13 protein-coding genes are annotated in these 14,264 nt (G+C 67.7%); 10 read left to right on the top strand and 3 right to left on the bottom strand.

Annotation, left to right across the window (positions count from 1 at the left end; all coding sequences use genetic code 11):
* The first annotated feature begins 56 nt into the window (after positions 1 to 56).
* The 10 genes from ASF72_RS12080 (at position 57) to ASF72_RS12035 (ending at position 10,457) form a co-directional block, all read left to right on the top strand.
* The gene (locus tag ASF72_RS12080; protein WP_050683599.1) at positions 57 to 782 is read left to right on the top strand and encodes a TetR/AcrR family transcriptional regulator; all 726 of its coding nucleotides are present in this window, start codon (positions 57 to 59) and stop codon (positions 780 to 782) included.
* A gap of 93 nt (positions 783 to 875) precedes the next feature.
* Positions 876 to 2,870 (top strand): PTS mannitol transporter subunit IICBA, encoded by a 1,995-nt coding sequence (locus tag ASF72_RS12075; RefSeq protein WP_050683598.1) that lies wholly within the window; start codon positions 876 to 878, stop codon positions 2,868 to 2,870.
* On the top strand, positions 2,870 to 4,033 hold the full coding sequence (locus ASF72_RS12070) for a mannitol-1-phosphate 5-dehydrogenase (RefSeq protein ID WP_056599179.1): 1,164 nt from the start codon (positions 2,870 to 2,872) through the stop codon (positions 4,031 to 4,033). The genes ASF72_RS12075 and ASF72_RS12070 overlap by 1 nt, the downstream gene beginning before the upstream one ends.
* A 200-nt stretch (positions 4,034 to 4,233) precedes the next feature.
* Positions 4,234 to 5,184, top strand: a complete 951-nt coding sequence (locus ASF72_RS12065; RefSeq protein WP_050683634.1) for a siderophore ABC transporter substrate-binding protein — start codon at positions 4,234 to 4,236, stop codon at positions 5,182 to 5,184.
* 23 nt (positions 5,185 to 5,207) lie between these two features.
* Entirely contained in the window at positions 5,208 to 6,215 is a 1,008-nt protein-coding gene (locus ASF72_RS12060) for an ABC transporter permease (protein WP_082484230.1), read from the top strand.
* On the top strand, positions 6,208 to 7,269 hold the full coding sequence (locus tag ASF72_RS12055; RefSeq protein ID WP_056599176.1) for an iron chelate uptake ABC transporter family permease subunit: 1,062 nt from the start codon (positions 6,208 to 6,210) through the stop codon (positions 7,267 to 7,269). The genes ASF72_RS12060 and ASF72_RS12055 overlap by 8 nt, the downstream gene beginning before the upstream one ends.
* Positions 7,270 to 7,306: 37 nt before the next feature.
* A complete protein-coding gene (locus tag ASF72_RS12050) occupies positions 7,307 to 8,065 on the top strand; it encodes an iron ABC transporter ATP-binding protein (protein ID WP_050683595.1) in 759 nt (252 codons plus the stop codon).
* 39 nt (positions 8,066 to 8,104) lie between these two features.
* On the top strand, positions 8,105 to 8,614 hold the full coding sequence (locus ASF72_RS12045; protein ID WP_056599173.1) for a GNAT family N-acetyltransferase: 510 nt from the start codon (positions 8,105 to 8,107) through the stop codon (positions 8,612 to 8,614).
* A 49-nt stretch (positions 8,615 to 8,663) separates the two neighbouring features.
* On the top strand, positions 8,664 to 9,107 hold the full coding sequence (locus ASF72_RS12040; RefSeq protein ID WP_200933647.1) for a MarR family winged helix-turn-helix transcriptional regulator: 444 nt from the start codon (positions 8,664 to 8,666) through the stop codon (positions 9,105 to 9,107).
* Between the two features lie 108 nt (positions 9,108 to 9,215).
* Positions 9,216 to 10,457, top strand: a complete 1,242-nt coding sequence (locus ASF72_RS12035) for an MFS transporter (protein WP_056599170.1) — start codon at positions 9,216 to 9,218, stop codon at positions 10,455 to 10,457.
* A 1-nt stretch (position 10,458) separates the two neighbouring features.
* Here the strand turns inward: ASF72_RS12035 and ASF72_RS12030 are convergent, their stop codons facing one another.
* The 3 genes from ASF72_RS12030 to ASF72_RS12020 all read right to left on the bottom strand — a co-directional run bounded on the left by ASF72_RS12030 (position 10,459) and on the right by ASF72_RS12020 (position 14,242).
* Positions 10,459 to 12,054, bottom strand: coding sequence for a DUF6297 family protein (locus ASF72_RS12030; protein WP_082484228.1), 1,596 nt, complete (start codon positions 12,052 to 12,054; stop codon positions 10,459 to 10,461).
* Positions 12,041 to 12,727 (bottom strand): ABC transporter ATP-binding protein, encoded by a 687-nt coding sequence (locus tag ASF72_RS12025; RefSeq protein WP_056599166.1) that lies wholly within the window; start codon positions 12,725 to 12,727, stop codon positions 12,041 to 12,043. Before ASF72_RS12025 ends, ASF72_RS12030 begins: the two co-directional genes overlap by 14 nt.
* Positions 12,728 to 12,802: 75 nt before the next feature.
* Complete coding sequence (locus ASF72_RS12020; protein ID WP_050683631.1) at positions 12,803 to 14,242, bottom strand: sugar porter family MFS transporter; 1,440 nt, start codon at positions 14,240 to 14,242, stop codon at positions 12,803 to 12,805.
* Positions 14,243 to 14,264: the final 22 nt, after the last annotated feature.

Here is a 14,264-nt window from a genome sequence, read left to right as displayed (position 1 = left end):
AAAATTGTATGTGATTCAGTTCATATAGCGATGCTATAGGTGCTAGGGTAGCGGTTATGAGTTTGGATGGCCAGCTTCCCCCGAAAATGCGGCTGCTCCGTGCTGCCGCGGAGCTGTTGGCCAAGTCTGCCGGCGCGCCCGTTTCCACCCGCCAGATCACGCAACTGGCAGGGGTCACGGCGCCCACGCTTTACCACCACTTCGGTGACAAGGAAGGTCTGTTCGACGCCGTTGTCGCCGCAGGGTTTGAAGAGTACGTCGCGGGTGAAAGGGATTTTGCCCCCTCCGGAAAGCCTCTTGAGGACATCCGGAGAATGTGGGACAACCATGTCCAGTTCGGCCTTAACCAGCCGGAACTGTACCTGGTGATGTTCGGCAACATCCGCCCGGAAAACCGCCCCGCCATCGTCGCCGATGCCGAGGCGCTGATGGAGGAAATGCTGAACAAGGCAGCGGCGGCGGGCCAGCTGAACGTCCAGCCCCGGGAAGCGGCCAGGTCCATCCTGGCGGCCAACGTGGGTGTGACGCTAATGCTGATTGCGGAGCCCGCCACCGAACGCAACCTCGAACTGTCCACCATGACCCGGGACGCCATGATCTTTGCGGTGTCCGCCGAGCCCGCCAGCGGCTCGGCAGCGGGGGATTCCGGGAGATCCTCGGTGGTGGTGGCGGCGATAGCCCTGAATGCCGCGCTTCAGGCCTCGCACTCGGACCAGCTTTCCAGCTCGGAACTCAAGCTGTTCCTCGAATGGCTTCACCGCATCTCAGCCAGCCCGGCCTAGCCGAGGCACGGCGCACCCGTTCCATCAGCAGCACGTCGTCGGAAATCATCGGACCATCCTGCGGAGCAGCAGGAATGACGGTTAGGAAATCACATGGCAACAGAGACAGTTGCAAAACCACGCACCAGCGCGCGGGTCCACGTCCAAAAGTTCGGGACCTTCCTGTCCGGCATGATCATGCCCAACATCGGCGCGTTCATCGCCTGGGGCCTCATCACGGCCCTGTTCATTGAAAAGGGCTACATCCCGATCCCCGAACTGGGCGGTTTCGGAACCAACGCCGACGGCGATCCCAACGTGGGCATCGTCGGGCCCATGATCACCTACCTGCTGCCCCTCCTGATCGGCTACACCGGCGGCCGGATGGTCCACGATGTCCGCGGCGGCGTGGTGGGGGCCATCGGCACCATGGGCGTCATTGTGGGCGCCGGCATCCCCATGTTCATCGGTGCCATGATCATGGGCCCCCTGGGCGGATGGACCATGAAGAAGCTCGATGCGTTGTGGGACGGCAAAATCCGGCCCGGCTTCGAGATGCTGGTCAACAACTTCTCGGCCGGCATCTGGGGCGCCATCCTGGCGCTGATCGGCTTCTTCGCCATCTCGCCCCTGGTGGCGGCCTTCACGGACGCTGCCGGCAAGGTGGTGGAGTTCCTGGTGAACAACGGCCTGCTGCCGCTGACCAGCATCTTCATTGAACCCGCCAAGGTCCTCTTCCTCAACAACGCCATCAACCACGGTGTGCTGACGCCCCTGGGCATCCAGCAGGCGCAGGTGGACGGCAAGTCCATCCTGTTCCTCCTCGAAGCCAACCCCGGCCCGGGCCTGGGCATCCTGCTTGCCTTTATGCTGTTCGGCCGTGGCGCTGCCAAGGCGTCCGCCCCCGGCGCAGCAATCATCCACTTCTTCGGCGGCATCCACGAGATCTACTTCCCGTACGTCCTGATGAAGCCGGCCCTGATCCTCGCCGCCATCGCCGGCGGCATGACCGGCATCGCCACCCTGTCCCTGACCGGCGCTGGTTTCCGGGCCCCGGTGGCCCCGGGCTCCATCATCGCCGTCTACGCGCAGGCCGCCAGCGACAGCTACATTGGCGTCACCCTCGCTGTGGTGCTGGCCACCGCGGCTTCCTTCCTGGTGGCAGCGGTCATCCTCCGGGCGTCCAAGGACAAGGGCGAGGGCGACCTCAGCGCCGCCACCTCCAGGATGGAGGGCATGAAGGGCAAAAAGAGCTCTGTCTCCAGCCACCTGGGCGGCGGTTCCGGCAACGTTGCAGTGCTCGCCGGTCCGGTCCGCTCCGTGGTTTTCGCGTGCGACGCCGGTATGGGCTCCAGCGCCATGGGCGCCTCGGTGCTTCGGAACAAGATCAAGGCGGCAGGCTTCCCTGACGTCAAGGTCACCAATTCGGCCATCGCCAACCTGAGCGACACCTACGACATCGTGGTGACGCACCAGGACCTGACCGAACGGGCCATGCCTGCCACGGCGAGTGCCACCCATTATTCGGTGGACAACTTCATGAACAGCCCCAAGTACGACGAGATCGTTGAGCTGGTCCGGCAAAGCAACTCCGACGCCGGCACGGCAGCACACGCCTCCGAGGCCGCAGCGCCCGCCCCGGCGGCTGCGGCGGAACCCGCCGCAACCGCCCCCGGCGCAGACATCCTGGCCCGCGAAAGCGTGGTGCTGACCGGATCGGCCACCACCCGTGACGCGGCCATCGACGAAGCCGGCCGGCTGCTCCTGGCCCGCGGCGCCGTGGACCAGGGCTACGTTGACGCCATGCACGAACGCGAGGAATCGGTGTCCACCTACATGGGCAGCTTCCTGGCCATCCCGCACGGCACCAACGCCGCCAAGGACCACATCATCAAGTCCGCCGTCTCGGTGATCCGCTACCCGCAGGGCATCGACTGGAACGGCAAGCAGGTCAAGTTTGTGGTGGGCGTGGCCGGCGTCAACAACGAACACCTGCACATCCTGTCCTCCATCGCCAAGGTCTTCACGGACAAGGCCCAGGTGGCCCGCCTCGAGGAAGCCACCACCGTGGAGGAAGTCCTGGAGCTCTTCGGAAAGGTCAACTCATAGTGAAGGCAGTACATTTCGGCGCCGGCAACATCGGCCGCGGCTTCGTGGGGCTGCTGCTCCACGAGGCCGGCTACGAGGTGGTGTTTGCAGACGTTGCGGAAGGTTTGATCGACCAGCTGTCAGCGGCTTCCAGCTACCGGGTCCACGCGGTGGGGGAGGAGCCCACGGTGCATTCCGTGGACAACTTCCGGGCGCTGAACTCCGGCAGCCAGGAAGCCGACCTGGTCGCGGAGATCGCCACGGCAGACGTGGTGACCACCGCCGTCGGACCCCACATCCTGAAGTTCGTGGCACCCGTGATCGCCAAGGGCCTCGCGGCGAGGTCCGCGGACCTCGCGCCACTGCAGGTGATGGCCTGCGAAAACGCCATCAACGCCACGGACATCCTGGCCGCCGAAGTGGGTGCCAGTCCGGAAGCCGGCCAGGGTGCGCTGGCCGGCCGCGCGGTGTTCGCCAACACCGCCGTGGACCGGATCGTCCCCAACCAGGAACCCGGCCAGGGCCTGGACGTCACGGTGGAGACGTTTTACGAGTGGGTCATCGACCGGACACCGTTCGCCGGGAACGCCCCGGAAATCCCCGGCGCCACATTTGTGGACGACCTCGCGCCGTACATTGAACGGAAGCTCTTCACCGTCAACACGGGGCACGCCTCGGCCGCCTATTTCGGGTTTGAGGCCGGGCTGGAGAAGATCTCGGACGCCATGGCGGACCAGGACGTGGCCGAGGACGTACGCGCCGTGCTGGCGGAGACCAAGCAGCTGCTGGTCTCCAAGCACGGCTTCAACGCCGATGAGCAGGAAGCCTACGTCCAGAAGATCCTGGTCCGGTTCTCCAACTCGCACCTCCCGGACACCGTGAACCGGGTGGGCCGGGCGCCCCTGCGCAAACTCAGCCGGAACGAACGGTTTGTGGGTCCCGCCGCGCAGCTGGCGGAACAGGGCATCGTCCCGGAGGCGCTCCTGGGGGCCATGGCGGCGGCCCTGCGCTTCAACGACCCCGCCGATGCCGAAGCCACTGAACTGACGCAGATCCTGGCGTCCGCCAGCGCCGCGGATGCCACGGCCAGGATCACCGGGCTGGAGCCGGGCCACCCACTGTTCCAGGCGGTGGCAACCCTGGTGGAAGAGCGCCAGGCCGAGGTGGCCGGTACTCCCGCCTGAGCCGCAGCCCGGCCCGCCGGGTGCTTGACCACTGCCCGCGACGCCGGCACCCACCTGGGTGCCGGCGTCGTTGAGTGTGATCCGCCGCACAATATGCACCGCATGACGTTTTTCGTTTTGAAGTTAGCCTTTCCTTACTTATAGGCTTCCCGGTATTAGGCAACAGAGTTGTGACGTATTACCGGAAACTGGAGAATGACGTGAAGAAGAGACTGTCGAGCTACCTGGGGGCGCTTGCGACGGGGGCGGCCCTCCTGGCCGTGACCGCATGCGGCGGGAGCGCAACAGCAACGTCCGTTGAAGGGGAAGCCAGGACGATCACCGTGGAGCACGCCCAGGGCAGCACCGCAGGAGTTCCGGTCAACCCGGAGAAGGTCTTCACGTTTGACCTTGGCATCCTCGACACCATGGATGCCCTCGGCGTGGACCCGGCCGGTGTCCCCGAGGCCAGCTACCCCGCATCCCTGGAAAAGTACGCCGACGCCAAGTACACCAAGATCGGCTCCCTGAAGGAACCCGATTTTGAAGCCGTCAGCGCCGGCGACCCGGACCTCATCATCATCACCGGCCGCACCGCCGGCGCGTACGCCGAGCTGAGCAAGATCGCCCCCACGATCGACCTGTCCATCGACGCCAAAGACCCGATGGCCAGCTTCAAGTCCCAGAGCGAAAAGCTGGGGGCCATCTTCGACAAGTCGGCAGCAGTTGAAGAGCAGCTCGCGGCCGTGGACGCCACCGTGACTGAAACCAAGGCCAAGGCCGCCGGCGCCGGCAAGGGCCTGATCGTGCTGACCTCCGGCGGCGAAGTCACGGCCTACGGCGCAGGCTCGCGCTTCGGCATCATCCACGACGTCCTGGGCGTGCCCACCGCCGCGGAGGTCAAGAGCGAGGGCAGCCACGGCGAAGCCGTCTCCTTCGAGTACATCAAGGCGACCAACCCGGACATCCTCTACGTCATCAACCGCGACACCGCGATCGGCACCGAAGGTTCCACCGTCAACCCCATCCTGGACAACGAGCTGGTCAAGTCCACCAACGCCGCCAAAAACGGCAGGATCGTCAACCTGGACCCCGCCGGCTGGTACATCGTGGGCTACGGCCTGAACAACGTCAAGGCCATGGTTGATGCCGTGGCCGGCTCCGTAGCCTGAGCCCAGCCCGGGTTGCCGCAGCCATGACCGTCACCGCCGTGCGCCCGGCCGCGCCGGCACCCCCCAGCCAGGCCCGCAGGACGGCGGGCCTGGCTGCGGCCGTTGCCGGCGTGCTGGCCCTGGCTGCGGCCAGCATGTTCATCGGCGTCAGCGACGTCTCCCTCCCCGCCCTGCTGTCCGGTGACCAGGCAACGGCCGAGGTCTTCTGGATTTCCCGGGTGCCGCGGACCCTGGCCGTGGTCCTCGCCGGGATGGCCGTGGCCGTGGCGGGGCTCATCATGCAGCTCATGGCCCGGAACCGGTTTGTGGAACCCTCCACCGTGGGCACCGTTGAAGCCGCCACCCTTGGCATCCTGGTGGTCACCGTCTTCGCCCCCGCCGCGCCCATGCTGGTCAAAATGCTGGTGGCCAGCGGGTTCGCCCTGCTGGGAACGGCGCTTTTCCTGGCCATCCTCCGCCGCCTGCCCGTCCGCAACACGCTCCTCATTCCGCTGGTGGGCATCATGCTGGGCGGCGTCATCGCCGCCATCACCACCTTCTTCGCCTACCGCTTCGACCTCCTGCAGACGCTCAGCAACTGGATGATCGGCGACTTCTCCGGCGTGCTGCGGGGCCGCTACGAACTGCTCTGGATCGTGGCGGTCCTGATGCTGGTGGGCCTCCTGGCGGCGGACCGTTTCACCGTAGCCGGCATGGGACAGGACTTCACCACCAACCTGGGCCTCAACTACGCCCGCACCATGCGGCTGGGACTGGTGATTGTCTCGCTGATCTCCGCCGTGGTGGTCACCACCGTGGGCGCGGTCCCGTTCCTGGGGCTGGTGGTGCCCAACATCGTCTCCCTGGTCTTCGGTGACAACCTCCGCCGGTCCGTCCCCTGGACCGCCCTGATGGGGGCCACCTTTGTGCTGGCCTGCGACATCATCGGCCGCACCATCCGCTACCCCTACGAGGTCCCGGTGGGCATGGTGATGTCCGTGGTGGGCGCCATCGTGTTCCTCATCCTGATCCTGAAGAAGCGCAATGCCTGAAACAGCCCCCGCCCCTGCCCGCCCCGGTGTGCCCGCTGGCCCCCGGGTGCCGCATGGTCCGGCCCGGACCGGAGCCGGCCGCCGCCTCAAAGCCGCCATCCGCAACGCCCCGCCGCACCTGGTGGCGGCCGTGCTGCTGGTCCTGGCGGCCGCCGTCGTCTGCTTGTTCCTGTTCTTCGACCTCAAGGGGAACGTGGGCTACATCCTGCCCCGCCGCGCCATCAAGGTGGCCGCCATGCTGCTGGTAGCGGTGGCTGTGGGCGTGTCCACCCTGCTGTTCCAGACCGTCACCGCCAACCGCATCCTGACGCCCTCCATTATGGGCTTCGACTCGCTGTACATCCTGATCCAGACGGCCCTGACGTTCACGCTGGGCGCCGCCACCGTCGTGGCCGCACCGCCCACCCTGCAATTCGGCCTCGAGGTGCTGCTGATGGTGGCCTTCAGTGCGCTGCTGTACCGCTGGATGTTCACCGGCGCCGCCCGGTCCCTGCACCTGCTCCTGCTGGTGGGCGTGATCCTGGGCAGCCTGTTCCGGGGCTTCTCCTCCCTGCTGCAGCGGCTGATGGAACCCAGCGAATTCATCATCCTGCAGGACCTCTTTTTCGCCTCCTTCAACAACGTGGACCCCGCCCTGCTGGGAGTCTCCGCGCTGATCATCCTGGCCGTCTGCGCCGCCGTGTGGCGTTCCCGGCACACCCTGGATGTCCTGGCGCTGGGCCGCGAAGTGGCCATCAACGTGGGGGTGGACCACCGGCGGGTGGTCATGCTGGTACTGCTGGGCTGCTCGCTGATGGTGGCCGTCTCCACGGCGCTGGTAGGACCCGTGACCTTCTTCGGCCTGCTGGTGGTCAGCCTGGGCTACCAGCTGTGCCGCGGGTTCAGCCACGCCTGGCTGCTGCCCATCGTCGTGCTGATCGGCGCCGTGGCCCTGGTGGGCGGCCAGCTGGTCCTGGAAAAGGTCTTCGGCTTCGGCGCCGCCCTGAGCGTTGTCATCGAATTCACCGGCGGCATCCTGTTCCTCTACCTGCTCCTGAAAGGCTCGCTCAAATGATCCGCCCCACCCCCCGCTCCGGCTTCGGGGCCCGGCCATGATCGAAGTCCGCAACGTCTCCAAGAGCTACGGCGGCGTGGCCGTCCTGGACGACGTCACCTGCACCATCCCCCAGGGCGGCATCACCTCCATCATCGGGCCCAACGGCGCCGGGAAATCCACCCTGCTGGCCCTGATCAGCAGGCTGCAGCCGCTGGAATCCGGCGCCGTCTCGGTGGCGGGGCTGGACGTCGCCGGCACCGACAGCCGCGAGCTGGCACGGACCATGGCCATCCTGCGGCAGGAAAACCACCTCACCATGCGGCTCACCGTGCGCGACCTGGTGGCTTTTGGCCGGTTCCCGCACTCCGGCGGCCGCCCCACGGTGGCGGACAAGGCCAAGATCGAGGAAGCCATTGGCCACCTCGACCTGACGCCCATGGCGGACAAGTTCGTTGATGAGCTCTCCGGCGGCCAGCGCCAACGCGCCTTTATCGCCATGGTGCTGGCCCAGGACACCTCCTACCTCCTGCTGGACGAGCCGCTCAACAACCTGGACATGAAGCACTCCGTGGAGATGATGCGGCTGCTCCGCCGCCTGGCCGACGACCTCGGCAAAACGGTGGTGCTGGTGGTCCACGACATCAACTTCGCGTCCTGCTACTCGGACACCATCCTGGCCATGAAGGACGGCCGGCTGGTCCACCAGGGCAGCCCCCGGCAGATCATGCAGCAGGCCATGCTGCGCGACGTCTACGACATCGACATCCGGATCGAGGAAATCGACGGGAACCGGATCGGGGTCTACTTCTCCTGAACTCGCCCGACGCCGGGGCGCACGGGTAGCGTGGGGCGCATGACGACGCCCCCCGCAGCGCTCCTGTCCACCGATGTTGCCGGCGGCACGTTCCTCCTGCGTGAGGCCACCAGCGCGGACCTTCCGGACATCCTGCGGCTCCTCGCCGATGACCGGCTGGGCGCCGGTCGCGAGGACCAGGCAGACCTCGCACCGTACCTGGCAGCGTTCACCGCGATCGACGCCGACCCCGCCCACCAACTGGTGGTGGGCCGGTTCCTTGGCCAGGACGGCAGCGACACCATGGCTGCAACCTGCCAGCTGAGCATGCTCCCCGGCCTTTCCCGGCAGGGGTCGTGGCGCGCGCAGATCGAAGCTGTCCGCGTGGCGGCGGAGCTGCGGAGCCACGGCCTGGGCGGGATCATGATCCGGTGGGCCATTGCGGAGTCCCGGCGCCGGGGCTGCACCATGGTGCAGCTGACCACCGACAAGTCCCGGACCGACGCGCAGCGCTTCTACTCCCGGCTGGGGTTCACGGGCAGCCACCTGGGCATGAAGCTGGTCTTCTGATGCAAGGCCACTTGACCATTAGGCACCCTAACTATTAGGATACCTAAGTATGAGTATCCCTCTGATCACCGACCCCCAGTTGCTGGCCCTGGCCCAGGATTTCCGCGAAAACCTGCGCCTGAGCGTCTACCTGGCCCGGCGGCTCGATTCCGAAGGGGAGCTCAGCTCGGTCCAGATCAGCACACTCAAGATGCTGTTCGACGGCGGCGTCCGGGTGGGGGACATTGCCCGCAACCTCGGCGTCAAGGTTCCCAGCGCCACGGAACAGATCATCAAGCTGGAGAAAGCCGGCCTGGCCAGCCGGGGCCCGGATCCGCACGACTCCCGCGCCGTCCTGGTGGACATCACGCCGGCGGGGCGCAGCGCCGTCGACGCCGCCAACCGCAAACGCAACGCGGCCGTGGCCGCCATCCTCGAATCCCTCGATGACAACGACCGGGCCGCCCTGGCGGCGGCGCTGCCCGTCATCGCGAAGATCAACGCCGCAGGCTGACCACCCCGCCGGGATGCCCGGCCACCACGCGCCGCCCGCACGTCCGGCGCGCACACCGCCGTCGACCCCAAAAGTCGACGCAAACCCGTGAATCAGGAGATTTTTCCCATGAAGGGCACGCTCGCAGGAGCACAGCCGGCAGCAGCACTGCCGGACGCAGAAGACACCCTCAAGGCCGAAAAGGCATCGTTCCTCAAACAGCCCAAGGCTGTGTGGGCCACCGCAATCGCCGCGGTGTTTGCGTTTATGGGCATCGGGCTGGTTGACCCCATCCTCCCCGCCATCGCCAAGAACCTGGACGCCAGCCCCAGCGAAGTATCACTGCTGTTCACCAGCTACTTCCTGGTCACCGCCATCGCCATGCTGGTGACCGGCTGGGTGTCATCACGGATCGGCGGCAAGCGGACCCTCCTGATCGGCCTGGGCATCATCGTGGTGTTTGCCTCGCTCAGCGGCACCGCCACCAGCGTCAACGAACTGGTCGGCTTCCGCGCCGGCTGGGGCCTGGGCAACGCCCTCTTTGTAGCCACCGCGCTGGCGGTCATCGTCGGCGTGGCCAGCGGCGGCGCCGGAACAGCCATCATCCTCTATGAGGCAGCCCTCGGCCTGGGCATCTCGCTCGGCCCCCTCCTGGGTGCCCTGCTGGGCGGCTGGCAGTGGCGGGCTCCGTTCTTCGGCACCGGTGTGCTGATGGCCATCGCCTTCATCGCCCTCCTGGCGCTGCTGCCCAAAACCCCCAAGCCCCAGGCCAAGGTCCGGCTCCGCGACCCGCTCCTGGCCCTGGGCCACAAGGGCCTGCGCACCACCGCCGCCAGCGGCCTCTTCTACAACTACGGCTTCTTCACCATCCTGGCCTTCACCCCCTTCATCCTGGGCATGGACGCCTACGGCATCGGTGGCGTGTTCTTTGGCTGGGGCGTGGCAGTTGCATTGTTCAGCGTGTTTGTGGCCCCCGTCCTGCAGAACAGGTTCGGCGCCGTCAAGGTCCTCACCGGCACCCTCACGCTGCTGCTGCTGGACCTGGTGGGCATCGGCCTGGCCGCCGGAAACTCGGTGCCCGCAGTAGTGGTCCTGGTCATCGTGGCCGGCGCGCTGCTGGGCGTCAACAACACCGTGTACACGGAACTGGCCATGGGCGTCTCCGACTCACCCCGGCCCGTCGCGTCCGCCGGCTACAACTTCGTCCGCTGGATGGGCGGCGCCCTGGCACCCTTCCTGGCGGCCCAGCTGGGTGAGCACTTCGGCCCGCAGGTGCCGTTCTTCGCCGGAGCCGTGGCCATGGCCGTGGCCATCCTGGTGGCGTACAGCGGCCGCAAGTACCTGACGGCGCACGAACCGCACCTGGTCTGAGCTACCGCCCGGCGCCGGGCCGGGCGGGACCGGACAGCAGGACGAGCAGCACCGCCGCCCCGCTCACCACCGCCTGGGCCGCCAGCAGTGCCGGGAAGGCCTGGCCCAGGTACAGGGCCAGGCCCGTGGGCAGCAGGCACAGGATGGTGGCATCCAGTCCGCGCAGCAAGGAAGCCAGTTGGGTCCGGGGAACCGGGCCCATCGGCGTATCCACCGGCGGCAAGGTCCAGTCGGCCGCGGGCCGGGTGGCGCCCCGGACCGTCCCGGCGCCCATTCCCAGGCCGGCCAGCGCGCCCATCAGCACCAGCAATGGCCCGCCGGCCCCCAGCAGCACCAGCGTTCCCGTCAGCACCGTCATCCACAGGGCAAGGGCGGCGGCCGGCATCAGCATCCTGCTGGCGCGGACCTGGGCAGGGGACAGCGGCAGGAGGGCGTCCAGTTCGGGCAGCAGGGCCGTCCGACGGGCCACCGTCCCCATTCCGCTGGCCACGGCGCACCCGGCCACAGCCACAAAGGCCAGCAGCATCGGCGCCGGAAGGCCGGCGTCGGAAATCATCAGCGCCAGGCAGGCGGCCAGCCACAGCCCGGGAGCGGTAAACCCCGGCTGCAAGCGGAGGAATGCGGCAATGTCCGCCCTGACCAGTCCGGCCAACGGACCCCGCGTGGGCCGCCGGTACAGCTCAGCGGCGCGTCCGGCCGCCGCGGGCCGGGGTTCGCCGGCAAGGGAGCGGAGCAGCTCGTTTGCATCCAGGAAAAACACCGACGCCCCGGCGTGGCCGGACACGGCGCCGCCCCGGATCAGTTCGGTGCTGCCGACGGTTCCCGCGCGCCGGAGGGCAACCGTCAAAACGACGACGGCGGCAGCCACCGCCAGCGCCACCGCTCCCAGCCCCGGCATCCCCGGCGGCCAGCCGGTGCCCGCGACCCGCGGCAGGAGGGCCAGCAGGGCAAGGACCAGCGCAATGACGGCAGCCCCGGCCCGGCGGCCGGTACGCGCACCCTGCGGCCCGAGCTGCAGGATGGCGGCGGCGCCCAGGACGGTCAGGGCGGCTGCGCCGAAGGTTGCCGCGGCCGCGGCATGCGCGCCAACCGTCAGGTCCAGGCCAGTCAACAGGCTGAACGGCAGGTAGCCCACGGCGCTGCCCAGCCCCACCCACAGGATCCGGCGCCGGAAGGTGGGCAGCACCATCGGTCCCCTGTCCACAGGCAACGGCAGCCACCAGGCGCCCTGCGCGCCGGTGACAGCCACCGGACCAAGGCGGCGGGCCACGGTGAGGATGCCCGCGAGGGCCGCGTACGTCATGAGGAACCACAGGACGGCGGCCGGCAGCTGCAGCGGACTTCCCGTAACCAGGCCGCTTCGCCCGGGATCGTTGCCTTCGATCCCGTCCCGGAGGGCAAACACGAAGGAGACCGCCATCGCGGCCGCGCAGCCGAACGCCAGGACGGACGTGTAGATGTCCGCAAAGGCATCTCCCAGGCTTGTCAGGGAGCGGTTGTAGGTTCGCGACTGCGCCCTGGTGAAGGCCACTGCTTCCCGGGCCAGCCGGCGTTCCGGCCCGGGCGTGACCAGACCGGGAGCCTTAGAGGCCTGCAATGAATGCCGCCCCTTCGTCAGCCGGGACCGTAGCCACCTCCGCCTTGATCACCAGGCAGGAAGTGGCTGTCCGGACCAGGAGCGTGGGATCGTGCGTCACCAGCAGGACAGCCCCGCCGGCGGCAGCGTGCTCCCGGATCCGGCCGGCCAGGGCGTCACGCATTACGGGGTCCAGCCGCTGTTCCGGTTCATCGAGGATCAGCAGCGAGGCCGGCCGGATAAACCCCGCGGCCAGCAGCAGCCGCCGCCGCTGCCCTGATGAGAGGGCGTCCGGAACCGCTGTGGCCCGGTCAGTGAGGCCAAAAAAGTCCAGTTCGGCGGCCACGCATTCCTCCGCGTTGGCCAGCGAATGGCCACGGGCCACCAGGAGCAGGTGCTCGGCCACGCTGAGGGACGGAAAGAAGAGGTCGTCGTCGAACACTGCCGCGACCTGCCGGCGGAAGTTCACCGCGTCCCGGTCCACCAGCAGGCCGTGGATCCGGACGTCGCCGGAGAGCGCCGGCTGGCGCCCGGCAAGGGTCTGCGCCACGGTGGACTTGCCGGCCCCGTTGACTCCCACCACGCCCAGGATCTCGCCGGCCCTTACCGCCAGGGTGACTTCGCCGCACACCGGCACGCCGCCGTACCCCACCAGCAGCTGCCCGGCCTCAAGTACCGCCCCCGATTCCGTCATCCTCCAAACCTATCGGGACGGTTCAACCGGGGACGCCGCCGGAAGGATGACGCCGGGAGGATGAGGGCCGGGGGATCAGCCCTTTTTGGAGCCCTTGGCCACAAACAGGGTTTCCGCCTGCTCCAGCGACATGCCGTTGGTCTCCGGGACCTTGAACATCACAAAGAAGAAGGACGCCGCCGCGAACAGTGCGTACATGGCGTAGGTCAGCGGCAGCGAGCCGGCTGCCATGACCGGGAAGCTGAGGGTGATGGCGAAGTTTGCCACCCACTGCGCTGCTGCCGCCACACCCAAGGCGCGGGCCCGGATCCGGGACGGGAAGATCTCGCCCAGCAGCACCCACACCAGCGGTCCCCAGGAGGCGCCGAAGCTGACCACAAAGATGTTGGCGGCCACCAGTGCCACCGGCCCCCAGGCGCCGGGCAGGGTGATGTCCTCACCAGAACCGGTGGCCGAGGAGAACGCTAGGGCCATGGTGCCCAGGGAGACCGCCATGCCGATGGAACCGGTCAGCAAAATGGGGCGGCGGCCGATCCGGTCCACCAGGGCAATGGCAACCAGGGTCACCAGGATGTTGGTGACAGCCGTAGCCACGGAGATGGTGAGGGAGTCCTCCTCGCGGAAGCCCACCGCCTTCCAGAGCGTGGTGGAGTAGTAGAAGATCACGTTGATGCCCACGAACTGCTGCAGCACGGACAGGGTAATACCCACCCAGACCACTGCCTGCAGGCCGAAGGTCTTTCCGCGCAGCGAGCCCTTCTGGCCGGCCAGCTTGTCCTCTTCGATGGCATCCCGGATTTCCCGGATCTGCCGGTCGGTATCCTCGGCGGGGGCAATGGTGCCGAACACCTTGCGGGCCTCGTCCTCCTTGCCCAGGAACACCAGGAAGCGCGGTGACTCGGGAAGCGTGAAGGCCACCCAGCCGTACACAACGGCCGGAACGGCTGCGGCCAGGAACATCCACCGCCAGGCTTCGATTCCCAGCCAGAAGGGCTGGTCGGCGCCGCCGGCGGTGTTGGCGAAGAGTGCGTCGGAAAGCAGTGCGGCAAAGATGCCGGTGGTGATGGCCAGCTGCTGCAGCGAGGCCAGCCGGCCGCGGACCTTGCGGGGGGATATCTCGGAGATATACGCCGGCGCGATCACTGACGCCAGGCCGATGCCCAGGCCGCCCACCAGGCGCCAGAAGACCAGGTCCCAGACACTGAAGGCGAACCCGGTGCCGATGGCGCTGACCAGGAAGAGCAGTGCGCCCAGCTTCATGGCGGGGATGCGGCCGTAGCGGTCCGCCACCTTACCGGCAAGGTAGGCGCCCACGGCGCAGCCCAGGAGGGCGATGGCCACGGCGAACCCGGTGACGGCCTCGGAGAGCGCGAATTCATCCTTCATTGCGTCCACGGCACCGTTGACCACGGACGAGTCGAAGCCGAACAGGAATCCGCCCACTGCGCCTGCGAGCGCCAGCCAGATCACCCGCCGCGGGATTTTGGCGTTTGACTGCTCCTGGTCAGTGGGCATGGTGCTCCCTGGGTTGTTGGGA

Source organism: Arthrobacter sp. Leaf141, from assembly GCF_001424565.1.
In the GTDB taxonomy this organism is placed as follows: domain Bacteria; phylum Actinomycetota; class Actinomycetes; order Actinomycetales; family Micrococcaceae; genus Arthrobacter.
Note: the sequence above shows the minus strand (reverse complement) of the source record. Positions and strands in the feature narration are given on the sequence as shown.